The following is a 26,773-nucleotide window of genomic DNA, read 5'->3' as shown; positions in this document are numbered from 1 at the left end:
TTGTCTAGCTGGTTTCAGGTGAACAGCTCCTCGATGTAGGAGTGTTGCTGCTTGGGTTCGACCGCGCCCGGCGAGTCGTAGCGGGTGGTCTGGCCGTACCAGACAAGACAGGCATTGGTCCATTGCCTGATGCCGGCGGCGGCGCGCCGGGTTCCCAGTTGGGTGGCTGTGTCCAGGTCGAGCCGGCGCAGCAGATCGGGCAACTGGGATTCGGTTGTTTCGAATTCATCGATACGATTGTTGATCTCTGCGGTGACCTCGGCCAGGGCCTGCTCGTCGGTGAGCCCGCGGGTGTGGGTCAGCGCCAGCAGGAAGTTGTGGATGTCGCCGCGTTCCTTGTCTATGCGAAGCGACCACATGTCGTTCTGCCAGGCCACTATGTCCACTGCGCAGTGAACGAGTTGCTGCCACTGCGCGGTGGCGAAGACTCGATCGGGTATCTCGAACTTCTGGCTCAGCTCGATGAGGTCGAAACCAAACCACATGCCAACCGAAAGGCGGCGTGCGTGTACGAAACTGTCGATGCTCGGGTAGAGCCCGGCGGCGCGGTTCTTGGACTCCTCAAGGAATCCGCGTAGGAGCATTTCCAGGTGCAGGGCGAATCTACGGTAGAAGCCGGGTGAGGTGCGCGCCCGGGTGCGCCGGCATAGATCTGCCAACGCCTGCATGATGACCTGCGGGCTTTCGCCCTCCGTGCCGCCGCTGTCGATGATGAGCTGAAGCCGCGAGCGCAGCGGCTCCCATTGTTGCGGCGAGTCGTATTTGGCGTTGGTGTGAAGGTCGTCGAGAAGAAAGGTGAGGAACAGCCACTTGGCGCAAAGCGTGAGATCGCCGAAGTCGGCCTCCGGGTAGGTCAGTGCGACCAGGCGGCCGTAGCCTGCGCTCAGCCGCCGCCTGCCCTCGTCTGTCCCGGTGACGCCGATGCTGGTGGCAAACGAACGCACATACTCTTCGATGTCGTTGAGGTATGGATTGACGGCTATCGGGTTTGGGGCGGAGAAGGTGGGAATTGTCGCGGGATTCATCAGCGAACTCCGAGAGTGACGTCGCCTTCGTGGCTACACTTATTAGAATATGACTATATCCATTGTCCTGCTGTGAGAACGAACTGGCCAGTAAAATTGGCTGTCTAAATTGGACAATGCGTCGTCGCCGGTGAGGCGAAATAGTGACAGATCGATGAATTGAATAGCGGCCGCCTGGCATCCTCGATAGGGTTGGGGCCGGCGAACACGTTGGAGGAGAGCGTGGCCGCGCAGACTGGGGAGATCGATCCACACGGTGTGTCCTCGCTGGAAGAGCTGGCTGCGCTGCTGCGCCAGCTGCGCCGCCGGGAGGCACGCCACCGGGGTACCCCGGAGCTGACCTATCGCGAGCTGGCCGAGCAGACCGGCTGGTCGCACGGCATCATCGGCCAATACCTGACCGGCAAAGTGCTTCCGCCGACAGACCGGTTCGACGCGCTGATCCGGCTGCTGGGCGCCGGGCCGTCCGAGCAGGGCGCGCTGGCCACAGCGCGAGACAGGGTGGAGGAGTGGCGTCGCGTGCCCGCCTCGCCTGGGCGTGCGCCACACCCGATACCCCGCCAGCTGCCCGCGGCCCTGCGGCACTTCGCGGGCCGCGCGGGCGACCTCAAAGAGCTCGACGACGCGGCCACCCACGGCGTCCTGACTATCGACGGCATGGCCGGCATCGGCAAGACCGCACTAGTGGTGCACTGGGCACACCAGTCCGTCGACCGCTTCCCCGACGGCCAGCTCTATGTGAACCTGCGCGGCTTCGATGCGGGCGGCCCACTTCCGGCCGAAGACGCGGTCCGCGGATTCCTTGACGCGCTTGGCGTCCCGGCCCGCCGCCTGCCGCCCGACCCCGACGCTCAGGTCAGCCTGTACCGCACCTTGCTCGCCGACCGGCGTGTCCTGGTGGTGCTGGACAACGCCCGCGACGCCGAGCAGGTGCGCCCGCTGCTGCCCGGCTCGCCCAGCGCCGTGGTCATCGTCACCAGCCGCAACCGCCTGACCGATCTCGTCGCGGCACAGGACGCCCGGCCGTGGACGCTGGGACTGCTGTCCGAGGGCGAGGCGCGCGAGCTGCTGGCGCATCGCCTCGGCGGGCAGCGGCTGGGGTCCGAACCGGGCGCGGTGGAAAGGATCGTCGCCGGGTGCGCGGGCCTGCCGCTGGCGTTGTGCCTGGTGGCCGCGGGCGCCGCCACCAGGCCGCAGCTGTCGCTCGCCTCGGTCGTCGACGAGCTCAACGTTTCCGACGGTGTGCGGGCAGTTTTTTCGTGGTCCTACCGCACGCTGGATCCGGCGGCCGCCACCGGGTACAGGCTTCTCGGGCTGCACCCGGGGCCGGAGATCACCCTTGAGGCGGCCGCCGCGCTGGGCGCGGTCGGGCCGGCGCAGGCACGTGCCCGGCTCACCGAGCTGGTCCACGCGAACCTGCTCATCGATCTGGCACCCGGCCGCTATACCCTGCACGACCTGCTTCGGGTCCACGCCGCCGAAATGTGCCAGGCCACCGACAGCGAGGCCAGCCGCAAAGCGGCGACCCGGCGGCTGCTGGAGCACTACCGGTACACCGCCGCGGCCGCCATGCAGACGCTGTTTCGCGCAGACCAGCAGGCCCGCCGCCTGCTCGGCCCGCCGTCGGTGGCCGTGGCGCCGGTCGACACCGAGGAGCTGGCCACCGACTGGCTGGCCGCCGAGATGTCCAACGTGGTGGCCGTGTGCGGGCAGGCAGTCGAGCACGGATGGATCGACGAGGTGGTGGACCTGTCGGTGACCGTGGCGAACTACCTGCAGACGCGCCGGCACTTCGGGCTGGCGATCGCCTTGCACAGCAAGGCGTTGCACGCCGCGGGCGAGCAGCACGCCGACCGGGCCAGCATGCTGACCAACCTCGGCATGGCGCACTGGCGACTCGGGCAGCCCGGCGAGGCATTCGACCTGCTTTCCCGCGCGCTGACGGGCCATCGGCAGACGGGCGACCGGTCCAGCGAGGGATACACGCTCAGCCTGCTCGGCATCGTGCACGACATCCTGGGCCGGCACCGCGAGGCGCTGGAGCATCTGCGGCAATCCCTTGCCGTATATAAGGAATTGGGGGTACGCGGCGGTGAGGCCGGTCAGCTGGTCAACATCGCCGTGTCACACACCAGGCACGGCGAGCACGAGGAGGCGGCGCGGCACCTGGAGCGGGCCGTGGCCATCGGCCGCGAGATCGGCAGCCGGAACCTGGAGGGCACCGCCCTGACCAACCTCGGCGACGTCTACTGCTGCCTCGGGCGTCACGACGAGGCGCTGCAGGAGCTGGAACGGGCCCTGACCATCCACCGGGAGAACCACAACCGCTCCTTCGAAGGCGAGACACTGGTCAGCCTCGGCGTCGTGTACCGGGAGCAGCGGCACTTCGCCGAGGCGCTCGACCATCTCGACCGGGCATTGGCCATCGCCCGCGAGATCGACGATGTCTGGCTGACCACGAGGAACCTCAACAGCGCAGGCGAGACCCTGTGCGTGATGGCGGACGCCGACCTGGCGCTGACCCGGCACGAGGAGGCGCTGGAGCTGGCCGCTCAGATCGGCGACACGGTCGAGCTGGCGCGGGCCCACCAGGGCATCGCCAACGCCCGCGCGGCACAGGCCGCCGCTGCGGCAACCACGGCTCCGATCGTGTCGACCGGCAGTTACGCCCCAGTAGAAAATCACCGCTGAAATGAAATCCATATGCGTCGCTTCATCGATTTCTTAACGGCATGTGGTTCACCTCCCTTTCCGAAAGGATCTCGATGAGCAGTCCTATCAGGACGAAGGTCTTCACGGCCGCGGTGGCCGCCGCCGCCGCGGTGGCCTTCATCTCCACCGGCGCCAGTGCACTGTCGGCCGCTGACAGCGCCAGAGCGAGCGACGTGATATCCAGCGAAATGCCCAGCCAGCCGCCGACCGCCCCGCCCACGCTGCCGCCGACGAGCGCACCCACCCTCCCGCCGCTGCCTACGCCCACGCCGTCAGACGAGCAGTGCCCGATCGAACCGTTCCTGGCCACCAACGTCGCGTTGCGCAACAAGGTGATGGCCGGGCCGGTGACATGCGAGGACATTCACAGTGTCATCACGGTGTCGTGGGACGGTACCAACATCAAGATTGTTATCAAGCCGGTCGCCGACTTCGCCGAGGGCAAGTGCGAGTTGGTCAAGGCAAGCGTCAAAGCGGTTCAGCCCAACAACGCCAGAGTCAAAGACGACGGCTCGGTCGAGGTTCCCTACGACAAGGACAAGAAAGAAAAGATCACAATCAAGATCGAATATGATTTCAAGTGTACGGTCGGCGACTTCGTCATCACCCTCAAAAAGGTGGTCACGATTGAGTTCACGCCACCTGATGGTCCGGTGGTCATCAAGAACAAGAATCGGCCGTAACCCCTAGCTCGCGGCCGGCGTGCCTCGCGCGCCGGCCGCGCGGGGAGACTACCGGTGCAGCCATGCAAGCAGATCGGCCGGCGCCAGCCGGCTGGTCACCTCGTGATAGCGATCCAGCTGCGCCGCGCTGAGCAGGTCGCGCCCGGATCCGGACCGCCCCTGGCGAAAGAACGCCCGGCTGTCCTTCAGCACACCGCTGGTGTCGGGCACCAGAATGTCGGCCCGCTGCCGCATGCTGGCGAAGGTGGCCGCCTGCACCAGTTCCGGCCAGCGCTCGGCCGGCACCGTTATCCCGAGCCAGGCGGCGATGCGCCGCATCTCGGCTGGCAGGTCGGCCAGCAGGTCGTCGTAGTGCACCAGCAGGATGTTGGGTTCCCCGCGGCGTTGCCACGCGTCCCGCAGATGCCACATCACCCCGGGCAGAGAATCCATCCGCTGGCGAGGATCGCTGTCCGGTTCGATCCAGCGCGTCAGCCATGTCGCCAGCGGCAGCCTTTCGGGCGCAGGCTTTTGCGGCGGCGGCGATCCGGTCAGCTGCCGCAGCCTCTCCCGGTTGATGTTGTCGCCCTGGTGGTAGAGCGACACCGCCATGTCCAATGGATGCCGGGCCACGACGATGTACGACGCTTCGGCCTCGATGGGTACCCCATCAAGCGGGGTATGGGTCTTGATGAAACGCCGGTGCGTCTGCGCGGTCAGCAAGGCACGCAGCTCGTCATGCGGGATCGTCAGCCAATCCAGCCACGGCGACAGGTGGGCCAGCGGCGCGGGAAGCGCGGGACTCTGGAAGACAAGCAGCGCGCAGACCATTTGCATCCACGTCGTCCCGCTTTTGGACCGGGTGCTGATGACAATGTCACCGGGCCGGAACTGGAAGCCGAGCCACCTGCCGCTGTCCTCGTCGTCAGAGCTATACCGGATCAAGCTGGACATCCGTCAGAGCATAGGGATCGGCTCGTGCCCCCGCCACCGATATGCGGGTGGCCCCGCCGCGCAAAGACAGCTTCCGCGGCGGGGCGGGCGCCTGCCGGCTCAGGCTTCCTGGGCCGGCTGAGGCGCCATTGCGGGCTGGGCGGCCTGGGCCGCGACCGCCGCCCGCTCGTTCTTGCGGTCCTTGAGGCCCTTGTAGAGCTGGTAAACCGCGAAGAACGGGAAGATGTAGGCGTAGATGAAGCGCCGGTAGGTGAAGAACTCCATCGTCAGGAACTCGTACATCAGGTAGCCGGCGTAACCGCCCGCGACCAGGCCGAGCAGGCCGTTGGCGATCCGGTTGCCCAGGCCCAGGATCGCCAGGACGATGAACAGCAGGCCGCTGAGGCCAAGCGCGGCGACATAAATGGCAAAGCTTGTGGTGCTATCGGTGTCCATCAATGATGTCCTTCCCCGTTGGTTGATCAAACAGGTGGAGACTCTAGGCAGGTGTCACATTCTGAAGATCAGCTGAACGGTCAGCTTCCAAGGCAATACGCCCCCGCGAAACTGAGCGGATCGGTGAGGTGCTGACGTGCCATAGTGTGCCAATGACGGTGCGGGGCGAACTCAGCTACGGGTGCGGGTGCGGGTGCACCGCACTCCGTTGTGCCGCATCATCGTTCCGCACGATCCGCTGCCGCGGACCAAGATGGACAACGTGCTCTGGCACCACGGCGGAGCCTTGGTGGCGGGCAACCCCGGTGACCTGTTCCGGCTCGGCGCGCTGTTCCGCCTGGCCGCGGTCAGCCCACGCAGCGTGGTCTATCTGCCCTTGTCCCAAGGCTCCCAGCAGATGGTGCTGATGCACCAAGGGATCCCGGTCCGGCCGTCGGCGTGGCCGAATCTGCGCGCCATGGTCAGGCGCGCCCGGCCCGCTGGTCCTACCACTGGCGTGACCTGCTGATAAAGGTCCGCGAACATGCGGGGACAGTCTTCATTGCGGCCCTGTTCGGCATGGCGCGGCGTCGCTCCGTGAGGCGCGGCGGAACCGAGCTGTCGGTCGCCGCCGAGGTGCTCGGTCTCACCTGATATTGAAGCCAATGTCTGCCGCATAGACAGTGCCGGATATAGTCGGAAAATGCCGCTTCGACTTGCGGCGCTGATCGTCTGCGCCCTGGTCTTCTGTCTTGCCGGTGAGCCGCAGGCCACCGGGTTCTATGTCGACCTGGACCGCATCCCGGCGACGCAGGTGCGCCCCGCCACGGCATCGTTCGGCCAGGACTGCGGGCGCAACGAAAACGGTCACCGTAACAGCGACAACATCATCACCTCGCCCGGCATGAGCGGCGCCGCGCACCACGTCCACGAATATGTCGGTAACCTCACCACACACGCCTACTCCACAGACGAATCTCTGCTGGCCGGGGGGACGACGTGCGGCAGCGGCGATCTGTCGGCCTACTACTGGCCGGTGCTGCGCATCTCGCACCGCATCGTGGCACCGCAACAGGTGCGCATAGCGTTCTACAGCAACGGGTTGACCGATGTGGTGGCGATGCCGCAGTTCCTGCGGATCTCCACCGGCGACGCCCGGGCGGTGACGAGCGGCGGGAGGTATGCCCATGCGCAGTGGTCCTGCTCGGGCGCGCCAAACCGGGTGAGCCCGCGATATCCACTGTGCCCGGAAGGCCAGCTGGTGACCCGCACGTTCACGTTCCCCAGCTGCTGGGACGGTCTGCGCAAGGACAGCCCCAACCATCGCGACCACGTGGTGTTCCCGGCCGCCTCGGGCGCCTGCCCGCCGAAGACCTTCCCTATCCCGAGGCTGGAGATCACGGTGAGCTACCAGGTACCACACCGAGCGCGCTACCGCATCGACGGCTTTCCGGAACAGGGCGGCAGCCCAGCCACCGATCACAGCGACTTCGTCGCGATCATTCCCGAGCCGTTGATGCGAGAAATATTGCGCGCACTGGGAACCAAGGCGGCCTAGCCACGTAGTGATAGCGGAGGGGGAGTGAAGGAAGGACGGTTGCCCGGTGCCGGTCTGGTCACCGCCCCGGCGCCTTGCCGGCGGCGAGACGCTCGTGCGCATGCTCTACAGCGAGCACGGCAACGCGCTGCTGACGTATGCGACACGGCTGACCGGTGACCGCTGGGCAGCCGAGGAGGTGCTGCAGGAGACGCTGCTGCGTGCCTGGCGGCACCGCGACATCCTGGACGAACAGGCCGGTTCCATCCGGGGATGGCTGTTCACCGTCGCACGCAACATCATCACTGACCGCGCCCGCAGCCGCGCCGCCCGCCCGGCCGAGATCAGCGCCGATGCCGGTGCGGCCGAGGCGATCCCGGCGGTGGGCGATCACGCGCAGCGTGTCGTCGACTCGATGGTGACCATCGAGGCACTCGAGCAGCTCACCGAGGAGTACCGCAGCGTCGTGGTGGAGCTCTACTTCCACGGCCGCTCGGTGGCCGAAGCGGCGGAAGTGCTTGGCATACCGGCCGGGACGGTGAAGTCACGTTCGCACCGGGCGTTGCGATCGCTGCGGGATCTGATCGGCGGCCCGCCGCCCTGCGTGGAAGGGCTCGCGTGATGGCGACGACCAGCTGTGACCGCGATGCCCTCGGCGCATATGCGTTCGGTGCCCTGGACATGGGGGAGCGAGAAAGGATCGCGCAGCATGTGCAGCTGTGCCAGCGGTGCAGCACCGAGCTTGCCGAGCTGCGAGAGGTGACCCGGATGCTGGGCGAGCTTCCGCCGGAGGCGGTGCTGACCGGTCCGCCCGACGGCGGCGACCTGGTGCTGCAGCGCACACTGCGCCAGATCCGGGCCGAGGCCGCTGTCCTCTGGCGCAGGCAGCACCTGCGCCAGGGCATCGCGGTGGCGGCGGCGATGGCGGCCTGCATCGCGCTCGGCGTGATGCTGGGCCGGTCGCCCACACCACACACGACACCGACAGCGACGTCTCCCACGGCGCAGCCGTTGGTGGTCCCCGGGACAAAGGTGGCGTCCACCGTGGACGCGCAGAGCAAGACGAGAATTGTGGTGACCATGGTGCCAGCCCAGGGTTGGGTGAGGCTCAACGTCGCCGTATCGGGGGTGGCCCGGGGGGAGAAATGCCGCATCGTGGTGGTGAACCGCGACGGCGGCAAGGAGATCGCGGCGAGCTGGATGGTTTCGGAGAAGGGGGAGGCTGAAGGCACCAACGTGGACGGAGCCGCGGCGGTACCACTCGACGAGGTAACTGCTGTCGAAGTGCACAACGCCGTTGGAAAGACGTTGGTGTCCTTGAGGATCTGAGCCATCCGCTCGCCGTGTTCCCGGGCCTGGCCAAGGTGCGGGACAGCGGTTGCGGTGGTGCGCCAATACACTGACCGCTATGGCTGGGACAAGGTCCATCTATGCGCCGATAGTGGTGCTGGCGGCCGCTTTGCTGGCGGTCGGAGGAAGCGGCGCCGGTGACGCGAGCAGCGCGGCCGCGACACCGTTCGAGGTGTGGCTGGTCGATCAGTCCGACACCACCGGGCTCGGCTACGGCGGGACGTTGCGGGTCTACGACGGCCGCGACCTCACCGGAGCGGACCCATCGCACGCGATTCCCACCAGCGTCATCGATTTGGGGGCGCAGACCGCCGAGTTGTGCCGGGCGAGCACGGGCGCCGATCCGGTGCGCCCACACATGCTCACCTTCAACGGGGCGCAAACCCATGCCGCGCTTTCCTTTGTGGCCAGTGGTCACGTGGTCTTCCTGGACGCCCGCACGCGCCGCCCGCTGGCCTGTGTGCGCGCCGAGACCGGCGCCGGTGGCGCGCGGCAGGCGCACGCGATCTGGCCGAGCCGGGACGACCGGTACCTGATGGTGGCCAATCAGAATGGCAAGAAGCTGGAGCGCATCCGCACCGACTACCGCAACGCCTCGTTCGTCCAGGAGCCGGCCGCCACTCTCGACCTGGCCGGCTGCACCACCCCCAGCGGCGCGCCCTGCCAGGCCGTCGGCGTGCGGCCGGACAATGCGCCGATCTGCCCGTTCATCGCCTCCGACAACGGGCCGCTGTTCGTGAGCCTGCGTGGCGGCGGCATGCTCGTGGTGGACTGGCGCACCACTCCCATGTCGATCGTCGCGGAGTACGACCTGGCCAACGTTCCGGCCAACGGCTGCGGCTTCACCGAGGCGCGTGGCAAGATCTTCGCCGACGGAGGTGGCGGCACCGCGGCCAACCTCGACCAGTTCAGCGTGTTACGCCTGCCGATGGCGGGCTATGCGCCGGCCAACCCGCCGAACATGCCGCCGGTCGAGCGGCTCTTCGATGACGACTCCGCGGAACGAGACGCCCACGGCAGCGAGGCGACCAGCAGGCAGCGTTACGTCTGGGTGGGCGATCGCGACGCCAACGTCGCGGAGGTCTTCGACGGCGTCAGCGGCGCGCACCTGGCCACGGTCGACCTGACCTCCTCTTTCAGCACCGACCCGACACCGGATCTGTTCGCCGTTTCGCCCGACCGTGGCTGGTTCTTCATGTCCACCCGCGGCCCCAACCCGCTGTCGGGAGACCCGCACTCCTCGCACGGCCACAACCCGGGCATGCTGGTGGTGCAGCTGACGAACCAGGGATTGGGCGGTCAGGTACGCGGCCTGGTGCCGATCACCAACCCGGACGCCACCGGCGTGGAGCGGGCCGACGCCCACGCCATCCGCGTGAGGACACTGGTGAGATGACGGTGTCTGACCTGTTCGACGCGCTCGGCGTGGGTGGCGCCGCCTACGCGGCACCGATTGGCGGCGGCAGCGGGGTGGGGGTGCGCGAGAACGATTTGGTGACACCGGCTTCGGTGATGAAAATTCAGGTGGCGCTGGCGGCCGGTGAGGCCATCGCCGCCGGAGTTCTCGACGGCACCCAGCAGCGGGTGCTCGCTGCCGGGCTGCGCACTCCTGGGCAGGTGGGAATTTCGTTGCTGCGCGACGACGTAAGCATGTCGGTGCGCGATCTGATCCCGCAGATGCTGACGATCAGCGACAACGTGGCCACCGACGAATTGATCGCGCTGGTGGGTCTGGAGAGGATCAACGAACTGACCGGCGCGCTCGGCCTGACCCGCACCCAGATCACCGAGGATCTGCGTTCGACGCTCGACACCATGGCCAAGGAGGTGGGCTTCGCCGACTATCCAGCCTTCGCCGATCACGACTCGGCGGCCGGCCCGCCGTCGCTAGCCGAGCTTCGCCTGCGCCTGCACGGCAGCGCCGCCCTCGACCCGGCTCGTGGTTCGCGTACCACGGCCGCGGAGACCGTGCGGCTGCTGCAGGCCATCTGGACCGGCGAGGGCGTGTCCGAAGCGGCGGCGCAGGGCGTTCGCCAGGCGATGGAGTCGCAGCTGACCCGGCACCGCATCGCTTCCGGCTTCGGCCCGCAGGTGGCGGTGGCCGCCAAGACCGGCGGGCTGATGGGCCTGGTGAGAAATGAGGCCGGGGTGGTCACCCTGCCAACCGGGCAGCGCTATGCGGTCGCGGTGTTCACCCGCTGCGAGCCGGCCGCGACGATCGACCCGGCACGCATCGACGCTGGCATCGGCACCATCGCGCGAGCATTGGTGGACGAGCTCCAATAACGACACCCTCGACGAGCGACACGCTTTCGTATGCGATGTCATGACGGTGGACGGCAGGCCCACCCGTGGCATGGTTGGACTATGGCTACCGAATCACTGAGTCGCGAAATGGTCCTCGATGAGCTGAAGTTCCTGGCCACCGTGGAGCACGCGCTCGTGGTCGAGGCCCTGTCGGTGCGCTGTTCGCTCGGCCACGATCTGGACGCCGAGGAGGGCGGGGCGACCAGCGACGCCGCCCGCGACGCGGCAAGCGCCGCCTCCAATCTCGCGCTGAGCGCGATGTTTCGGCTCAAGGACATCAACCGCCTACTGATCAAAGCCAATGAAGACGCGACATTGGAGCGGGCCACCAGCATCACCAGCCAGACGGCGGGCGCTATCGCGCTCGGCCCGCCCGATCTGGCGCAACTGCAACAACTGCTCACCCGTGGACACCACATCGCTACCGCCGTCGACCGGCGTTACGAGCGGCTGCGCCCAGCGGTCACGACCGACCCGGTGTTCGACGGCGACCTCCTCTTCAACGCGCACACCCTCATCGTCGACGACGGCCCGACCCACGCCGCGAGCTTTGCGCAGCTGCGCGATGCGCTGGGCGCGCTGACCCCGGCCGAGTTCCTGCGCGCCACCAGACGTGAAGCGGCGGACAGGTTTGAGCTGCGTCTCCTGGAGGTCAGCGACCGCGGCTATCGCTTGGTGCTGGCCGCTTTGCGAGGGCTGTTCGTCCCGGAGGACTCGGTCTGCGGGGCGTTGCGCAATCTGGCCGTCGATGCCATGGAGGTTCTCGACCACGCCAACCGGGTTCTGGTCAGCCGCGGCCTGTTGCCGCCCTTCACCATCCGCTGAGCGGCCGCCCGAGCCGTCTGCTCAGCCGCCGCCTGAGCCGCCGGCCTGAGCCGTTACCAAAGCCGTTTACCAAAGCCGTTTGTCTAAGCCGTTTGCCAAAGCCGGTGGGCTGAGCCGGTGGGCTGAGGCGGTGGGCTGAGGCGGTGGGCTGAGGCGGGGGGTAGCCCTACCATCGATGTTCGTGTCTGCGGGATGGTGGCGGGCATCAAGCGGATGTTTGGCTGTGGCCATGATTTCCTTGAGCCGCCGCGCCCTGATCGGCGCCGCTGCCGGCACTGTCGGCACAGTCCTTCCTGCGGTGTCCGCGTCGGCCGAGCCGTCCGGCCAGAGCCTGCATGTGCCGCTTCCGGTGCCGACCGGCCCGCACCGCATCGGCGCCGTCGCGCTGCGCCTTGTTGACGCGTCGCGCCGGGATCCCTGGGTGGAGTCGATCCCGTTCCGCGAACTCATGGTCAGCATCTGGTACCCGGCCATGTCACGTCACGGAGAACTGGCGCCGTATATGCAACCGGCCGCGGCCGCCCACTACGACCAAGGGCTGGCCCAGCAGCTGCCGCGGTATGCGGCCGGGGTCGTCGACTACGCCGCAACGCCGACCCACGCCCGTCTGAGAGCCCCGATGCTCAAGCGCCGGGGCGGGCATCCCGTGGTGCTCTACAGTCCCGGCGGTGGCAACGCCCGCACCACCGGCACCGTCCTGGCCGAACAGCTGGCCAGTCACGGGTACCTGGTGGTCACCATCGATCACACCTACGAGTCGGCGGAGGTGGAGTTTCCCGGCGGCCGGCTGGCGGTGGACCGGCGGCCGGCCGACAGCACCCGTGAGGCGAGCGCCCTGGTGCGGGTGGCGGACACCAGGTTCGTGCTGGACGCGCTGGCGCTGATCGATCGCGGCACCCGTGGCGCCGGGCTGCGCGGGGCCTTCGACCTCGAGCGCGTCGCGATGGTCGGTTACTCCGCAGGCGGGTACGCCGCCGCAGAAACCATGCTCGTCGACCCCCGGGTGCGGGCCGGGTGCAACCTTGACGGCAAACTGCTCGCCGACGACGACCCGATAATCCTTGGCAGGGCAGCACTTCACGGACTGGATCGGCCGTTCCTGCAGATCGGCACCCCGGGCCACGACAGCACCACCGACCCTTCCTGGACGGCGATGCGGGCCAACGCCCGGGGCTGGCACCGCGAGCTGTGCCTGCAGGGCTCCACCCATCTGGGCCTGAACGACCTCGCGGTCACCATCCCGTTTCTGGCCAAGGTCTTCGGCCTGTCCGCGCAGGAGGTCCAATATGCGCTGGGCACCATCGACCCGGCCCGCAGTGTCGCGGTGATCCGGGCTTACGTGACTGCGTTCCTGGACCAACACCTACGCGGGGCCGAGCAAACCCTGCTGGATCAGCCGTCGCCGCGCTTTCCCGAGATGGTGTTCGTGTAGCAATCCGGGTCAGGTCGCGGTGATGGTGAGGTTGTTGGTGACGAAGTCCTTGCCGCCGTTGGACGACGTGATTTCGTAGCCGAACTGCACGTTGCCCATGGTCACGTCACCGAACCAGCCGCGGCCGCGGATCCAGTTGCAGATGGCCTTGATGTCCACCGTGCCGGCGGAGGTGTTGCTGGTGCGCAGGAAGGAGAACACGTTGATGGAACCGTTGGTGCCGCGGTAGACGTTCCAGCTGTGGCCGCCCACGGTCGCGGTGGTCTGGAAGCTGCCGATCGGCCCGACCGCGCCATACTTGTTTACCCACAACATTATTTCGTACCTGTTGTCGCTGGACCAGACATCGTAGGTGCTGGTGAACGCGACTCCACTGGTGGGCACGCTCACGTTGAAGCTGCTGCTGAGCGTGCCCAGCGCGCTGACCCGTTTGCCGGACCACTTGGTGGAGTTGGGGTAGGACTTCACTCCGCCGGTGTTGGGGTGGTTGGCCCACACCCCCCAGTTGGTGGGCGAGTTGGCCCAGGTGCACTGCGGGCCTCTGCCCGAACCCCAGATGTTGTTGTACAGCGTGTATCCGCCGCTGGTCCAGTTGCCCCACTGGTCGCATGTGGACCAGATGGCGGCCTGCGCGGGCGCGGCGGCGAAGCCGGAGATGACAAGGGCGAGCGCCGACGCGAGTGCGGCCAGGCGCCAACGGAAGGTTCTGTTCATGACCAACTCCAGATCCGCCGGGGACGACGTCGATATCAGTGGTGATCGATTGATGAATATGTTAGTTGTGCATCCAAACTAAAGCAAGCTGGGATGCCCGGAACGGCCGAGGTCAAACAGGTTTGCCGCTGTCGATGGGCGGGACTACGCTGCCCTTCATGGCAGACATCACGGTGTCGAACCTGTGGGACCTGCAGGCCGATCCGGGCCAGTTGGAAGCCGACGCGATCACGTGGCAAGGACGCGTGACCGACCTGCAGACGGCGCAGGATCTGATAGACGCTGCCGCCGATCGCGTGGTCGACGGCGAGTACTGGACCGGGTCGACCGCCGACGCGTTCACCGTACACAGGGAAAAGCTGACTGCTGATCTGGGAGCAGCTGCCGCCCTGGCGGGTGAGGTGGTGACCGCCTTGAACACCTGCGCCGATGTGCTGCGCTACAACCAAGGTCTGCTGACCCAGGAACGCTGTCGGCTAGAAGGCATCGCGGTGACCCGATCCGGCGGGCAGTGGACCTTTCATCCCGCCGACGAGGCACAGGAAACCTTGGTGCACAACGTGATTACGGCGGCCAACGAGATCCGGAGGCGGGTGGACGAGCAGCTGACACCGCCGAAGACGGTGCTGGCCGATGCGCTGCCGACGCTGCAGGACCAGCGCGACAGATGGACCGCCCGCACGCTGCGCATGCTGAACTTCAACATCCAAGAGGGCGGCGAAGGCAACAAAGCCGCGCCATGGGACAGGGGTGACCACGGCTACCAGGGCCGCATGGACGAGCTGGCGCAGCGGATCGTCGACGGCGACGTGGACGTCGCCACCTTGCAGGAGATCTTTCGAGTCGACGCCGAGCAGCTCGAAGAGGAGCTCAACGCGCTGGCCGGCGACGGCGAAAGGTGGGAGGTCCACTTCGGCCAGGCCTCCGAAAAGTGGCGCGGCAGCGGCTACATCCCGGGCAAGGAAGACTTCGGCAACGTGGTGGTCGTGCGCACCCACGACGGCCTGCAGACCACGGGCGAGCAGAACACCGTCATCGGCGACGGGGACGGCGGGCGTGCCGCCATCGAGGTCAACATGGAGCTTGGCTAGCTCTTACCAGTCGGTGACGGTCACGTCGGTTCTGATCCCGTCGTGGTCTGATCTTTCGTGGTCCCAGCGGGTGGCCTCGGTCGAGCCGACGCCCCGGGTCATCGTATAGTCGATGAATTTGCCGCCCGACGACGTGCCGTCGTGGCCGTCGTCGATGCGGCCCGCGTCCACGTCGAAACCACGGTCCTCGCCCAGACTGTTGATCGCGTCGTCGGCCAGATCGTCGCCGGAGTGCTCGGTATTGAAGTCGCCGGACACGATCGTGTTGGAGCGCGGGTCATCGGCCAGCTCGCCGATGGTGTTTATCTCCTCTGCCTGCCGCGCGTCATCGTCGCCCTTGTCGACGTGTGTGCTGAACACGTCCAGGCGATCTCGCCCGGCCCGCAGCATGCGGTCGGCGGCGTCGGCGTCCTCGGTCTGGAACAGCCTGATCGCGAACTCCAGGCGCTCGCCGTCGGCGTCAGAGGTCGCGGTGAAGGCCTCCAGCAAGGCGGCCATCACCGGCTGGCAGCTGGAGTAGGCCAGGCCGAGGCTTCGGCCGCCTGCCGTGTTGCCGAACATCGGGGCTTCAATCAGCGACTCGAGAATGTCGAACAGCCCGCCGGTGCTCGTGTTGGCGCGAAACGTCTGCGCCCCGCCCTCCAGGGTGGTCGTTGCCTGCCTTAGCGTGGCGAGGAGGGTGTCGACCTCGGCGAAATCCATGGCGGTCTGGGCCATGGATCAAGCATCGGCACCGTAGAGGTCATTGTCAATGTCGATCACGCGGCTGCCTGCAGCAGCGGCCGGTCACGTCGGCGGCCAGCGCCTCGAGCCTGGGCCGGGCGGCCCGCGTGGCCCAGTCTCGGCAATGTCCTATGTGGAGCTTTCGCGATCGACTCGGTGCCACCAGGTGGCCAGCAGCTTGGCCAGCTGGTCGGGGTGGGTCCAGACCATGGTGTGTCCCGCTTCGGCGATGACTTCGGTGAGCGCGCCGCTGATTCCGCCGGCCAGCATGCGGGCGTGGTGGGCCGGCACCGCGGTGTCCCGCCCGCCGGACACGACAAGAGTGGGCACCTTCAGCCGGCCCAGCCACGGCCGGCTGTCGAAGCGGGACAACTGTTGCGCGGCCTGGGCCATCGCCGCGGTGTCGTTGCCGGCGAGCATGTCGCGCAGCCAACTGACCCTCTCCGGATCCAGTGGGGGACCGCCACCCGTGCCGGGCCGGGCCATCAGCTTGGCGAAGCGGTGCGTGCCCAGCAGCCGGATCAGGCGCGGCGCGAGCCAGCCCTCGAGACGCTCGCGACCGGTGGCCGTGTTGTGGGCGTAGGTGGCCACCAGCGCGAGCGATCGGACCAGCTGCGGGAAGTCCAGGGCCAGCTGCTGCGCGACGGCCCCGCCATGCGAGTAGCCCATCACCTGGGCGTCAGTGACCCCGAGGCCTTCCATGGCCCGCGCCACCTGTTGCGCCATCGGCTCCACCGCGTACGGGCCCGCGACAGCGCCGCTGCGGCCGTGGCCGGGCAGGTCCGGCACGATCAGCCGGAAGTCTTCCTCCAGCGACTCGGCCAGCCACCGGAACATGTCCCCGCTGGCCATCAGCCCGTGCAGCAGGACCACTGTCTGCCCGGCACCGCGAACCGTCACGTGCAGCGTGTTGCCAGCCATGCGAACTCCCTCAACGGCATGCGGCGCAAGGTCTGCCGGCAGCCTACTTCGGCAAGCGGACCTCGTCATTCCACAGGCGTTCCACACCGGTACCACATCTGAGGTCGATGCTCGAAAGCGAGTGGAGCCGAAGAACGCAAGTGAAGGGGTAGCAGTGAGCATTTCTCGGCGTAGTCTGTTGAAGATCGCCGCAGCGGGTGTGGCGTTGGCAGCGGTCGATCTCACCGAGGTGGATGAGGCCGGTGCCGTTGACCTTCCACAGCCGCTGACGACATTGGACGGGACGGTGAAGCTTGTTCCCGACGAGCAAGCCGGTCCGGGCGGGTACAAGAAGCTGCAAGCGCAATACGGTCCGGCCGAGCTGCATCTGCCGCGCACGGAGTTGATCGATGTCAATTGCTCGACGGTGGCGTTGCGGCCGTTGACGGCGTTCGTGCAGATGACCGATCTGCATATCGTCGATGATCAGTCACCGATGCGGTTCGAGTGCCTGAACCAATGGGCCGATGACGGTCCGCCGCATTACAAAGCGCTGCCGACGGGGGCGGCGTACCGGCCGCACGAGAGCATGTCGACGCAAGTCGTGGACGCGATGTGCCGGGCGATCCAGAAAGTGGGCCGCGGGCCGAAGACCGGTCTGCCCTTGGAGTTCACGATCGTGACCGGGGACGCGGTGGACAACTGCCAGTACAACGAGACCCGCTGGTTCATCGACCTGCTGGATGGCCAGCCCATCACCCCGAACTCGGGGGGCGTGGGCGACGAAAGCGCGACCGGTGGCGTCCTGGGACTGGACCCCCACTACTGGCTTCCGTCCATGAAATTCAACGAGCTGCATGACGGCCTGGGCCTGGACGAGAACTTCCGCGCCGGGTTCCCGGAGGTGCTCGCCCTGCCCTATGCGGCGCGGCGGCGGTTCACCGCGCACGGTCTGCGGATGCCGTGGTACACGGCCTACGGCAACCACGACGCGTTGGTGCAGGGGAACCTGCCGATCGACTGGGACCATCTGTTCAACGCGAGGAACACCGCCATCGGCGGATTCAAGATCAGCGCCTTCCCCGGTCTTCCGGACCGGTTCGAAGACGTCGGCGACATCTTGGGCGCCATCGAGGAGGGGCTGTTCCCGTTCCCGCCATCGGGTCGCGATGTGACCGCGGACCAGCAGCGAAGGCTGCTCAGCCGGCGGGAATTCGTGCAGGAGCATTTCACGACGACGGGATCGCCTGCTGGGCACGGTTTCACCGCCGGTTCGGATCGGGCGTACTACGTGATCCCAGGCGGGCCAACGGATCTGGTCTGCCATGTCGTGCTGGACACCACCTACCCCGTCGGCGGGCCGGACGGATGGCTCGACGACACCCAGTTCCAGTGGCTGGAAGGGGTGCTGCGGGCCAACAGCTCGCAATACATCGACGGCGACCCGAATACGGTGGACTGCCGGCTGGTCTCCAATCCGGGGGCGGTAGACAAGCTGATCGTGATTCATTCGCATCACACGTCGAAGTCGATGGGCAACAGGCTCGCGCGCCTGCGCGAGTCCAACGCGCACAGCGGCAGCGACCTGGTGACGCTGCTGCTGCGGTATCCGAACGTGATCCTCTGGGTCACCGGCCACAACCACCGGAACGAAATCGCGCCACACGCCAGGCGATACCTCAGAACCGGCGGGTTCTGGGAGGTGACGACCGCGTCCCACATCGACTGGCCGTACCAGAGCAGGATATTCGAAATTGGCGAGGGATCCGGCACGGTCTCGATCTTCACTACGATGGTCGATATCGACGCGCCTTTGGATTGGCGGAACGGGGACATCTACGCTCCGGAAACGCTGGCCTCGCTGTCGCGGGAGCTGGCGGCCAACGACCTGCAGCAGCGCAAGGACGGCGTGGGACGCCGGCCCGGCGCCGACACGGACCGCAACACCCAGCTGATGGTGCCCACCCCGTTCGCCTTGCCATCGGTGGCCACCGCACGCAATCAGGACGGCCGGCTGCTCGTCTACTCCGCCGACAGCGTGGGAGGCTACTACCGGTATGAATGGGATACCGAGGGGCAGACGTGGTCCGGGTGGAGCAACCTTCCCAACCTGGCGCCGCTGAGGGATCTCACCGCGGAGCCGAACAGGGACGGGCGAGTCGAATTGTTCGGCCTCGGCACCGATGGGCAGGTGTGGCGCTCGTGGCAGAACACGCCCAACGGGACCTGGTCCTTGTGGAACGTGTTCGACATGTACACGGTGGAAGGCTGGACTCCACCCGCGGGTGGCTTGGTATCCATCGCTTCCGCGTGCAACCTCGACGGGCGGCTCGACCTTTACGCCGTCGACCGGGTGGGCAAGGTGTTCCTGCGCCAGAAGTGGTACCCGGACTGGCCAAACGGTGGCGGCTGGTCGCCGTGGTATCCACTCGACGAAGTGCCGGTGGGCAGTCCATTGAGCATGATTGCGGCCGAAGCCAACGCCGATGGCCGGCTCGAAGTCTTCGGCGTCACCACTGCGGGCACGGTCGTGCATCGCAGCCAGATCACCCCGGGAGGCAACTGGTCGCAGTGGGGTTCGTTGGGTGGTGACCGCATCTACGCCGTGACAGCGGTGCGCCATCAGGACAACCGTCTTCAGCTTTACGGTCTGCGCCAGGGTGCGGTTGTCATGTGCGCTCAGACCGTCGCCGGTGGTTCCTGGTCGGGCTGGACCGACTCCGGCGCAGCGCCGGAGAACTTTGTCGAACTGGCCGCGGAACGCAACGGGTCGGGACATGTCGAGCTGTTTGCCCTGGGCGGGTCAGGACGGCTCTTCCGGCGAGCGCAGGGCAGCACGACCTGGGCTCTGTTGGGTGATGTCGGTATCAACATCGTGCCGGATGTACGAGGCGCAGCCCCGGCCGCCGCACGATGGACACTGGAGTTCGGCGGATACCCCTCCGACACGTTTACGGTGCCGGTCCACGAATTCGCCGACGCCGGCACGGTCCGGTCGCAGAGTCCCTACCCGGGTACCAAGAACCGGCCTGGCACCACCACGGTGCACCTGGGCATCGGCCTGTGGGACGGATCCCATCACTAGTGCGGCGTGATCGCCGCCGTGGTCAGACCGACCGCGGCGGCTTCGCCATTGCTGAGTGAACCATCGAGGCCCCGCCAAGCGTCCTTGCTGTAGCTGGAATCGGCAAGGCGCGCGGATGGTGGGTGACTGGGGCGTGGAACTATCCACAAGCGAGGTGCGGATGAGGCTGCTCGGCCCGGTAACGGTGCTCGCAGACGGCGTCCCGCGTCCCATCCATGGCCTTCGCCGCAATGCGGTGCTCGCGGCACTGGCATTGCACCCGGGCGAGGTGGTCACCGTCGATCGCCTCGTCGAGATCGTCTGGGGGGACGCGGCACCGAGGACCGCGAGCGACACGCTTCGTAACCACGTCTCGTATCTTCGGCGAATCCTGGACGGGCAAGGCGATGTGGTTTCGCGATCGGCGGGCTACCTTCTGGATCTGGGCGCCGGCAGCACCGACGTCGAGGTCGCCGAGTGGTCGATCAAACACGTCGATCGGTGCTCAGACCTCTACGAGCGCAAGGAATTGCTGCAGTCCGCCATCGCGCTGTGGCGGGGGCCCGCGCTCGAGGGCCTGGCCGAGCTGGCCTGGTTCGACGGCCAGGCGAGGCGGCTTGACCAGCTGCTCCAGCATGCCCGGCAACTGCTCATCGACACCCGTCTAGATCTTGGGGAGCATCGGCAGCTCCTGCCCGAGCTTGAGGCACTTGCCTTACCGCACCCGCTGGACGAACACCTGCATGGTCAGCTGATGCTGGCGCTGTATCGCTCAGGACGGCAAGCCGACGCGCTTGCGACCTACCAGCGGGTTCGCCACGCCCTCGACGACGAGCTCGGCGTGGTGCCGAGTAAACCGTTGCAGGAACTCGAAATTGCCATCCTGCGCCAAAGCCCGAGCCTGGCCACGGTGGCCAGCGCGGCGCAACGGGTCGTTCCGGCGCAGCTGCCGCTGGCGATCACCACCTTCACCGGCCGTCATTCCGAGCTTGCCGTGCTGGACGATCTTCTCGCGGTGGCGCCGATGTACTCCGGCCCGGTGGTCGTTGCCCTGTCCGGCTTGGCCGGCGTCGGCAAGACCACGCTGGCCGTGCATTGGGCGCAGCGTGCGGCACCCGCTTTTCCTGACGGGCAGCTGTATCTGGATCTGCGCGGTTTCCATGTCAGCGGCTCGCCCATGGCACCCATCGACGCGGTCCGCCATCTGCTGACCTCATTGGCCTTTCCCGCGGACCAGATCCCCACCCAGCAGGAAGCCCAGATAGGGCTGTACCGCAGCCTGGTTTCCGGCCGCAAAATCCTCCTCGTGCTCGACAACGCCCGCGATGCCGAGCAGATCCGGCCGCTGCTGCCCGGTTCAGGAGGATGCCTCGTCATCGTCACCAGCCGCAACCAGCTCGCGTCACTGGCCATCACCAGTGGCGCTCATCTGCTGCAGCTGAACCCACTGTCCAATGCCGAGGCCGGCGATCTGATCGCTCAGCGGGTGGGCGCCGATCGGGTCGCGGCCGAGCCAGAAGCCATCCAGGCGCTGGTTTCGCCCTGCGCCGGTCTGCCCCTGGCGCTTGCCATCACCGCGGCCCGCGCCAGCATCCATCCCCACTTCTCGCTGAGCGCGCTGGCCACGCAGTTGCGTGACACCGGCGCGGGCCTGGGCCGCTTCCACGGCGGCGACCACGACACCGATCTGCGGACGGTATTCTCCTGGTCCTACAACGCCCTCAGCCCGCAGGCCGCCCAGCTGTTTCGGCAGTTGGGCCTTCATCCTGGCTGGGACATCAGCACCACAGCGGCGGCAAGCCTCGCCGCCCAGCCCATGGACCGGGCCCGTGATCTGCTGGCCGAGCTGGCCGACGCGCATCTGATCACCCAGCACGTCCCCGGCCGCTTCGGCCTGCACGACCTGTTGCGTGCCTTCGCCGGCGAGCTGGCGCAAGCCGACGACAGCGAGCAGCAGCGCCGCGCCGCGACTCACCGCCTGCTCGACTATTACCTGCATTGCGCCTATGCGGCCAGCGAGATCCTCGGCCTGCACGACGTCCTCGACCTCGCCGAGATCCAGCCGGGCGTGACCTTGGAACATTTCGGCCGCGGCGAGGAAGCGGCCCGTTGGTGCGACGCCGAATGTCAGGTGGCGCTCGCCGCGATCGAGCGGGCCGCGGCCGCCGGATTCGATCAGCATGTGTGGCAGCTTGCCCGCGCCTGGCGGTGGTACCTGCACCGGCACGCCATGTGGCAGGCTCAGATCACCGTTCAGCAGCTGGCCGTCCAAGCCGCGCGCAGCCTTCGCCAACCCGCCCCCGAGGGTTTCGCCCTGATACGCCTGGCGGCCACCTACGCCCACCTGGGCCGGCTCGACGACGCCCATGCCCAGTACCAGCAAGCACTTCCGCTGTTCGAGGAACTGAACGACCTTGTCAGGCAAGGCCATGTCCTTCAGGGAACAGCCAACCTGCAGATCGAACGCGGCCAGATCGACAGTGGGCTCCGGTCGGCACGCCGGGCACTGGAACTGTATGAGGTGGTCGGACATCACGTGGGGCAAGCCAATGCCCTCAACACCATGGGCTGGGGGCACGTCGAGAGCGGCGACTTCCAGCAGGCGGTCGCCCATTGCCGGCGAGCGCTGGGGGTGCGCCCCGACATCGGCACCGAGGCCCACATCTGGGACACGCTCGGGTACGCCTACCACCGCCTAGGCGACTTTGACCAAAGCGCCTCGTGCTACGAAGCATCGCTCGTGCTGTCCCGGAAGATCGGTGACCGGGGTCTCGAAGCCCGTACGCTCATCCGTCTGGGCGACAGCCACCGCGACGCCCAAAAACCAGACCTCGCCGAACACGCCTGGGACCAAGCCCGAGCCATTCGCGATCAGCTCGACCACCACAGCACCGGCGCAGCCGGTTAACCATATGAGGACCGGCATTTCGCCGGAAGCCACGCCTCCACCTCGTTGACGAAAGTGCGCGGGTTGATGGGCTTGGGCACGTAGTGGTCGAAGCCGGCGTTGAGGGTGCGCTCGCGGTCGCCCACCATGGCCACCGCGGTGACGGCGATGATTTTGGTGGTGGCGGTGCGACCCTCTGCGCGCAGGTCGCGCAGCACGTGGTATCCGTCGACGTCGGGCAGCTGCAGGTCGAGCAGGACCAGGTCGATCGGCTCGTTGCGCGCCGCCACCAGGGCTTGAGCGCCACTCTGGGCGCCATGCACGACGTAACCGCTGGCCTGCAGCAGATAGGACATCAGCTCCAAGCTCTGCGGATTGTCCTCCACGATCAGGATCTGCGCGGCCAACGTGATCACTTCACCGGCACCACGAAGAAGGTGCTGCCCACGCCCGGAGAGCTGCGCACGCTGATGTGGAAACCCATCAGCTCAGCCAGCTTGTGGGAGATGTACAGGCCCAGACCGGTGCCCTCGTCGCTGTGTTTGCGGGCCGAGGTGCTGCGCTCGAAGGCGCCGAAGATGCGTGCCTGCTCGTCGTCGGCGATGCCGGGGCCGGTGTCGCTGACCGTGAGAGTCCACTGCTCTTCATCGGGCTCCCGCGACAGCTCGATGCGCACCTCTCCCTCGCTGGTGAACTTGATCGCGTTGTGCACCAGGTTTATCAAAATCTGGCCCAGGGCTCGCTTGTCGGCGATCGCGTAGCAGTCCTCGTCGGGCAGGTGCGCGGTCAGCATGAGGCCGCGTTCCTCGGCCAACGGCCCCATCGACTGCACCACGTCCTCGATGACGCTGTGGTAATCGATCCGCACCGGGGTGATTTCCACTTTTCCCGACTCGATTTTGGCCAGGTCGAGCAGATCGTTGATGAGCGAGAGCAGGTGCTGGCCACTGGTCTCGACCAGTTGCAGCTGATGGGTTTGCGCCTCGTTGAGCGGGCCGGGCATGCCCATCAGCAGCGTGCCGGTGAAACCGATGATGGTGTTGAGCGGGGTGCGCAGCTCGTGGCTCATGCTGGCCAGGAACGCGTCCTTGGCCTTGTTGGCCTTCTCCAGCTCCAGGTTCTTCTCACGCAGCTGGCGCTCGAAGCGGATGCGCTCGGAGACGTCGCGGATCGCGGCGGCGACCAGCTCACCCTCGTCGGTTTCGATGGCCGACAACGAGATCTCGGCCGGAAACTGGGTGCCGTCGCGACGCATCGCGCTGAGCTCCAGGCCAGCGCCCATCGGGCGGGGCTTGGGCTCGGACAGGTAGCGCATTCGGTGACGGGGATGCACTCCGCGCGCCTGCGGCGGCACCAGCATTTCCACCAGCTGGCCTAGAAGCTCTTCTCTCTGGTACCCGAAAAGGCGCTCGGTTTGAGCATTGACCAGCGTGATCCGACCAGCCTGATCGACGGCGACAATGGCATCGGGCGCGGCTTCCAGCATGGCCCGCCATTTGGCCTCCACCCGGCGCAACCGGCCCACGTCACGGGAAATGGTGGCGGCGCCCACTATCTGCCCGTCGGCGTCGACGATCGGGGAGGCGCTCAGCGACACGGTGACAAAGCTGCCGTCGCGGTGGACCCGGTCGGTGACGTATTGGTCGAGCCGCTCGCCACGCGCGATCTGGTCCAGGATCGCCGTCTCCTCCTCGCGGCGCGCCTCCGGGTAGAGCACCTCGGCCTTGCAGCCGATGATCTCGTCGGCGAGGTAGCCGTAAAGCTGTTCGGCCGACTCGTTCCAGGAGGTGACGACGCCGTCGAGGGTCTTGCTGATGATCGCGTCGTGGGACGAGCAAACGATCGCCGCCAGCTGCGTGTGTACCTTTTGGACGGACAGCTCCGGCGGCGGTGCGGGGATTCGCGGCTGGGTCATGGCTCATTCCGGCGGGCAGGGGACAGCAATCTAGGCAATCAACCTAGCCTTCACTCATCGTGATCGGCACCGGGTGTAACCCACAAGAATGACACTCACGCACGAGGGCCTCCGGGCGAGCGAAGCTGGGATGCCGAATCACGGGCGCCCACTGCGACAGGAGATCGACCGATGGCGACAGTTCTGGTCGTCGACGACGACGCGACCAATCGTGAGTTCCTGCGGACCTTGCTGGTCCATCGTGGACACCAGGTCTGCGAGGCGGCCGACGGGGAGAGCGCGCTGAGCCTGGCCGGTCGAGAGCCGCCCGACGCCGTCATCACCGATGTGCTCATGCCCGGAATGGACGGCTACGAGCTGGCCCGCCTCCTGCGCAGTATGCCCGCCACCAGCCATGTCCCGATCGCGTTCAGCACCGCGCACTACGCCCGGCATGAGATCGCCAATCTGGCGCGGGCGTGCGGGGTACAGGATGTGATCGTCAAGCCGGCGCACCCGCGAGTGGTGCTGACGGCGCTGGACTCACTGCTGCGCATGGTGCCCGCCACGCTGGCGCCGGTGGCCACCGTGGAGGAGTTCGCCGACGAACATCGGCAAGCACTCAAGTCCAAACTGTTCCAGAAGGCGGAGGCGCTCGGGCTCAGCGAGGGCCGGCTGCGCGCCATCGTGCAGAGCACCAGGGCCGGGGTCGCGCTCGCGCACGAAGACGGCTCGGCGACCTATGTCAACGACCGGCTCGCCGAGATCACCGGCCGGACGCGAAAGAGCTTGCTGCGCCTGGGCTGGCTCAGCTGTGTCGAGGAATCCGACCGGGATCGTCTGCGCGCCACGATCCTGCAAGGGGTACAGGCGCAGGGAAGCGAATTGCGAGTGCGCACGGCGCTCGACGAGGAACGCTGGCTGAGCGTGCGTCTCTACCCGGTAAGGGAAGGCTGCCCGGAACGGATCATGGTGGTGATCGATGACGCCACCGAGGCGGTACGGGCGCAGCGGCGCCTGGCCGGTCTGGAAAGCCGCGAGGCCGGGCTGCGCCGCGACGTGGCACGCCTGACCGACCTGCTCGGCGAGACGCAGCGGGTGACCCGGGCGGGGCAATGGGACATGGACCCACAGACCGGCGTCATCGAGCTCTCACCCGGCCTGCGTGACCTGCTGCGGCTGCCCGGCGAGCCGGTGCGCACAGACCTGCTGTGGCAGCGGGTGCACCCCGACGACCTGGATCGCGCCAAAGACATGGCACACCGCACGCTGCGCACAGGCCAGCCGCAGGTGGTCGAGTTACGGGTGGCCGATCTGGACGGTGTGGTGCACTCGCTGATCGTGTCGTGCCGCATCTCGGCGGCGGCACAGGAGGACGGCCTGCGTGCCCGAACCCTATGGGGCGTAACCCAGGATGTGACCGAGGTGGCGGAGGAACAGATCCGGCTGCAGATGCGCGCCGACTGGCGGGCGCAGCGCCGGGTGCAGGACCGCATGCAGCTGGCCATGTTCCCGCGTGACGTTCCCGAAGTGGCGGGCGTGGAGCTGGCGGCCGCGTACATGGCGGCGCCGGATCGGCTCGATATCGGCGGCGACTGGTACGACTTCGTGCCCTGGCAAGGCGGTGTGGTCATGGTGGTCGGCGACGTCGCCGGGCACGAGCACGTCGCCACGGCGGTGATGGGCCCGGTGCGGGCGGTGCTGCGCGGCTACGCCATGGAGGACCCCGACCCCACGCGGATTCTGGCCCGCCTCAACAGGTTTGTGCTCGCCAGCTACCACGACGACACCTACATCACGGCGCTGGTGGCCTATTACGACCCGCACACCCGGCGGCTGACGGTGGCCAACGCGGGACATCCCGCGCCGCTGCTGGCCCATTTCGATTCCGCCGAGGTCCTACCGCGGGTGACATCCTTCGCCGAGCCCGGCCCGGCGCTGGGCATTCTGGCCGACGCGCCGTTCAGCGCGGTGCAGACCACTTTGGATCCCGGCACCGCGTTGTGCGCCTACACCGACGGCCTCACCGATTTCCCCGTGGATCTGTCCGCCGCCGCGCATGGGCGGCTTGCCGAAGCCGCCGCGACGGCCTACCTGCGCGCGATGCTGGAGGAGCCCAGTGTGGTGCCGATCGCTCAGCGCCTCGTCGACGGGATCGCGCGCGGCATGCTCCCCAGCGCATCCACTCGCGACGATGCCTGCCTGGCCGTGCTGCGCGTCCCCCACTGAACCCAGCCCGCAGACGTCGCCGTCCGAGGGGAGGCTAACGCTGGCCGAACCGC

The 26,773-nt window shown here is 67.3% G+C and carries 22 protein-coding genes; 14 read left to right on the top strand and 8 right to left on the bottom strand.

The window, feature by feature from the left end:
• Window positions 1–14 precede the first annotated feature (14 nt).
• Window positions 15–1,025, bottom strand: coding sequence for a terpene synthase family protein (locus tag Rhe02_RS09230; RefSeq protein ID WP_203907688.1), 1,011 nt, complete (start codon window positions 1,023–1,025; stop codon window positions 15–17).
• A gap of 222 nt (window positions 1,026–1,247) precedes the next feature.
• On the opposite strand from Rhe02_RS09230, the gene Rhe02_RS09225 reads away from it, so the two are divergent.
• Window positions 1,248–3,716 (top strand): ATP-binding protein, encoded by a 2,469-nt coding sequence (locus Rhe02_RS09225; protein WP_203907687.1) that lies wholly within the window; start codon window positions 1,248–1,250, stop codon window positions 3,714–3,716.
• A gap of 113 nt (window positions 3,717–3,829) precedes the next feature.
• Window positions 3,830–4,420 (top strand): hypothetical protein, encoded by a 591-nt coding sequence (locus tag Rhe02_RS09220; protein WP_203907686.1) that lies wholly within the window; start codon window positions 3,830–3,832, stop codon window positions 4,418–4,420.
• A 48-nt stretch (window positions 4,421–4,468) separates the two neighbouring features.
• Here Rhe02_RS09220 and Rhe02_RS09215 read toward each other — a convergent pair whose 3' ends face one another.
• Window positions 4,469–5,353 carry a sulfotransferase domain-containing protein gene (locus Rhe02_RS09215; RefSeq protein WP_203907685.1) on the bottom strand — a complete coding sequence of 295 codons (885 nt, stop codon included), beginning with the start codon at window positions 5,351–5,353 and terminating at the stop codon, window positions 4,469–4,471.
• A 99-nt stretch (window positions 5,354–5,452) separates the two neighbouring features.
• Window positions 5,453–5,788: a hypothetical protein gene (locus Rhe02_RS09210; protein WP_203907684.1), complete on the bottom strand. Its 336-nt coding sequence runs from the start codon at window positions 5,786–5,788 to the stop codon at window positions 5,453–5,455.
• Between the two features lie 181 nt (window positions 5,789–5,969).
• Between Rhe02_RS09210 and Rhe02_RS09205 the strand changes: the two genes are divergently transcribed.
• The 8 genes from Rhe02_RS09205 (at window position 5,970) to Rhe02_RS09170 (ending at window position 13,218) form a co-directional block, all read left to right on the top strand.
• Window positions 5,970–6,296 (top strand): hypothetical protein, encoded by a 327-nt coding sequence (locus Rhe02_RS09205; protein WP_203907683.1) that lies wholly within the window; start codon window positions 5,970–5,972, stop codon window positions 6,294–6,296.
• 174 nt (window positions 6,297–6,470) lie between these two features.
• Window positions 6,471–7,325, top strand: coding sequence for a DUF1996 domain-containing protein (locus Rhe02_RS09200; protein ID WP_203907682.1), 855 nt, complete (start codon window positions 6,471–6,473; stop codon window positions 7,323–7,325).
• A gap of 100 nt (window positions 7,326–7,425) precedes the next feature.
• A complete protein-coding gene (locus Rhe02_RS09195) occupies window positions 7,426–7,926 on the top strand; it encodes a sigma-70 family RNA polymerase sigma factor (protein ID WP_203907775.1) in 501 nt (166 codons plus the stop codon).
• A complete protein-coding gene (locus Rhe02_RS09190) occupies window positions 7,926–8,633 on the top strand; it encodes an anti-sigma factor family protein (RefSeq protein ID WP_203907681.1) in 708 nt (235 codons plus the stop codon). Before Rhe02_RS09195 ends, Rhe02_RS09190 begins: the two co-directional genes overlap by 1 nt.
• Before the next feature lie 79 nt (window positions 8,634–8,712).
• Complete coding sequence (locus Rhe02_RS09185; RefSeq protein WP_203907680.1) at window positions 8,713–10,050, top strand: hypothetical protein; 1,338 nt, start codon at window positions 8,713–8,715, stop codon at window positions 10,048–10,050.
• Window positions 10,047–10,940, top strand: a complete 894-nt coding sequence (locus Rhe02_RS09180) for a serine hydrolase (protein ID WP_203907679.1) — start codon at window positions 10,047–10,049, stop codon at window positions 10,938–10,940. The genes Rhe02_RS09185 and Rhe02_RS09180 overlap by 4 nt, the downstream gene beginning before the upstream one ends.
• A gap of 81 nt (window positions 10,941–11,021) precedes the next feature.
• Window positions 11,022–11,786 carry a hypothetical protein gene (locus tag Rhe02_RS09175; RefSeq protein WP_203907678.1) on the top strand — a complete coding sequence of 255 codons (765 nt, stop codon included), beginning with the start codon at window positions 11,022–11,024 and terminating at the stop codon, window positions 11,784–11,786.
• Between the two features lie 229 nt (window positions 11,787–12,015).
• Complete coding sequence (locus tag Rhe02_RS09170; RefSeq protein ID WP_239123589.1) at window positions 12,016–13,218, top strand: alpha/beta hydrolase family protein; 1,203 nt, start codon at window positions 12,016–12,018, stop codon at window positions 13,216–13,218.
• Between the two features lie 9 nt (window positions 13,219–13,227).
• Here Rhe02_RS09170 and Rhe02_RS09165 read toward each other — a convergent pair whose 3' ends face one another.
• The gene (locus tag Rhe02_RS09165; protein WP_203907677.1) at window positions 13,228–13,932 is read right to left on the bottom strand and encodes a GH12 family glycosyl hydrolase domain-containing protein; all 705 of its coding nucleotides are present in this window, start codon (window positions 13,930–13,932) and stop codon (window positions 13,228–13,230) included.
• A gap of 158 nt (window positions 13,933–14,090) precedes the next feature.
• On the opposite strand from Rhe02_RS09165, the gene Rhe02_RS09160 reads away from it, so the two are divergent.
• Window positions 14,091–15,023 carry a hypothetical protein gene (locus Rhe02_RS09160; protein WP_203907676.1) on the top strand — a complete coding sequence of 311 codons (933 nt, stop codon included), beginning with the start codon at window positions 14,091–14,093 and terminating at the stop codon, window positions 15,021–15,023.
• 3 nt (window positions 15,024–15,026) lie between these two features.
• Here Rhe02_RS09160 and Rhe02_RS09155 read toward each other — a convergent pair whose 3' ends face one another.
• Window positions 15,027–15,740 carry an endonuclease/exonuclease/phosphatase family protein gene (locus Rhe02_RS09155; protein WP_203907675.1) on the bottom strand — a complete coding sequence of 238 codons (714 nt, stop codon included), beginning with the start codon at window positions 15,738–15,740 and terminating at the stop codon, window positions 15,027–15,029.
• A 135-nt stretch (window positions 15,741–15,875) separates the two neighbouring features.
• A complete protein-coding gene (locus Rhe02_RS09150) occupies window positions 15,876–16,667 on the bottom strand; it encodes an alpha/beta fold hydrolase (RefSeq protein ID WP_203907674.1) in 792 nt (263 codons plus the stop codon).
• Between the two features lie 154 nt (window positions 16,668–16,821).
• Here Rhe02_RS09150 and Rhe02_RS09145 point away from each other — a divergent pair, with 154 nt between their 5' ends.
• Both Rhe02_RS09145 and Rhe02_RS09140 read left to right on the top strand, forming a co-directional pair.
• Window positions 16,822–19,731, top strand: a complete 2,910-nt coding sequence (locus tag Rhe02_RS09145) for a TIGR03767 family metallophosphoesterase (RefSeq protein ID WP_203907673.1) — start codon at window positions 16,822–16,824, stop codon at window positions 19,729–19,731.
• A 115-nt stretch (window positions 19,732–19,846) separates the two neighbouring features.
• Window positions 19,847–22,618: an AfsR/SARP family transcriptional regulator gene (locus Rhe02_RS09140; protein WP_203907672.1), complete on the top strand. Its 2,772-nt coding sequence runs from the start codon at window positions 19,847–19,849 to the stop codon at window positions 22,616–22,618.
• On the opposite strand, the gene Rhe02_RS09135 is transcribed toward Rhe02_RS09140, so the two are convergent.
• Window positions 22,615–23,013: a response regulator gene (locus tag Rhe02_RS09135; RefSeq protein WP_203907671.1), complete on the bottom strand. Its 399-nt coding sequence runs from the start codon at window positions 23,011–23,013 to the stop codon at window positions 22,615–22,617. The genes Rhe02_RS09140 and Rhe02_RS09135 overlap by 4 nt on opposite strands.
• On the bottom strand, window positions 23,010–24,512 hold the full coding sequence (locus Rhe02_RS09130; protein WP_203907670.1) for a PAS domain S-box protein: 1,503 nt from the start codon (window positions 24,510–24,512) through the stop codon (window positions 23,010–23,012). The genes Rhe02_RS09135 and Rhe02_RS09130 overlap by 4 nt, the downstream gene beginning before the upstream one ends.
• Window positions 24,513–24,683: 171 nt before the next feature.
• Between Rhe02_RS09130 and Rhe02_RS09125 the strand changes: the two genes are divergently transcribed.
• Entirely contained in the window at window positions 24,684–26,720 is a 2,037-nt protein-coding gene (locus Rhe02_RS09125) for a SpoIIE family protein phosphatase (protein WP_203907669.1), read from the top strand.
• Window positions 26,721–26,773 lie beyond the last annotated feature (53 nt).

It is taken from the genome of Rhizocola hellebori, assembly GCF_016862955.1.
Classification (GTDB): Bacteria; Actinomycetota; Actinomycetes; order Mycobacteriales; family Micromonosporaceae; genus Rhizocola; species Rhizocola hellebori.
Note: the sequence above shows the minus strand (reverse complement) of the source record. Positions and strands in the feature narration are given on the sequence as shown.

Coding starts and splice junctions, on each gene's coding strand:
- Rhe02_RS09230 (WP_203907688.1), bottom strand. CDS start 1,025: ATGAATCCCGCGACAATTCCCACCTTCTCCGCCCCAAACCCGATAGCC.
- Rhe02_RS09215 (WP_203907685.1), bottom strand. CDS start 5,353: ATGTCCAGCTTGATCCGGTATAGCTCTGACGACGAGGACAGCGGCAGG.
- Rhe02_RS09210 (WP_203907684.1), bottom strand. CDS start 5,788: ATGGACACCGATAGCACCACAAGCTTTGCCATTTATGTCGCCGCGCTT.
- Rhe02_RS09200 (WP_203907682.1), top strand. CDS start 6,471: ATGCCGCTTCGACTTGCGGCGCTGATCGTCTGCGCCCTGGTCTTCTGT.
- Rhe02_RS09195 (WP_203907775.1), top strand. CDS start 7,426: ATGCTCTACAGCGAGCACGGCAACGCGCTGCTGACGTATGCGACACGG.
- Rhe02_RS09190 (WP_203907681.1), top strand. CDS start 7,926: ATGGCGACGACCAGCTGTGACCGCGATGCCCTCGGCGCATATGCGTTC.
- Rhe02_RS09185 (WP_203907680.1), top strand. CDS start 8,713: ATGGCTGGGACAAGGTCCATCTATGCGCCGATAGTGGTGCTGGCGGCC.
- Rhe02_RS09180 (WP_203907679.1), top strand. CDS start 10,047: ATGACGGTGTCTGACCTGTTCGACGCGCTCGGCGTGGGTGGCGCCGCC.
- Rhe02_RS09175 (WP_203907678.1), top strand. CDS start 11,022: ATGGCTACCGAATCACTGAGTCGCGAAATGGTCCTCGATGAGCTGAAG.
- Rhe02_RS09170 (WP_239123589.1), top strand. CDS start 12,016: ATGATTTCCTTGAGCCGCCGCGCCCTGATCGGCGCCGCTGCCGGCACT.
- Rhe02_RS09165 (WP_203907677.1), bottom strand. CDS start 13,932: ATGAACAGAACCTTCCGTTGGCGCCTGGCCGCACTCGCGTCGGCGCTC.
- Rhe02_RS09160 (WP_203907676.1), top strand. CDS start 14,091: ATGGCAGACATCACGGTGTCGAACCTGTGGGACCTGCAGGCCGATCCG.
- Rhe02_RS09155 (WP_203907675.1), bottom strand. CDS start 15,740: ATGGCCCAGACCGCCATGGATTTCGCCGAGGTCGACACCCTCCTCGCC.
- Rhe02_RS09150 (WP_203907674.1), bottom strand. CDS start 16,667: ATGGCTGGCAACACGCTGCACGTGACGGTTCGCGGTGCCGGGCAGACA.
- Rhe02_RS09140 (WP_203907672.1), top strand. CDS start 19,847: ATGGTGGGTGACTGGGGCGTGGAACTATCCACAAGCGAGGTGCGGATG.
- Rhe02_RS09130 (WP_203907670.1), bottom strand. CDS start 24,512: ATGACCCAGCCGCGAATCCCCGCACCGCCGCCGGAGCTGTCCGTCCAA.
- Rhe02_RS09125 (WP_203907669.1), top strand. CDS start 24,684: ATGGCGACAGTTCTGGTCGTCGACGACGACGCGACCAATCGTGAGTTC.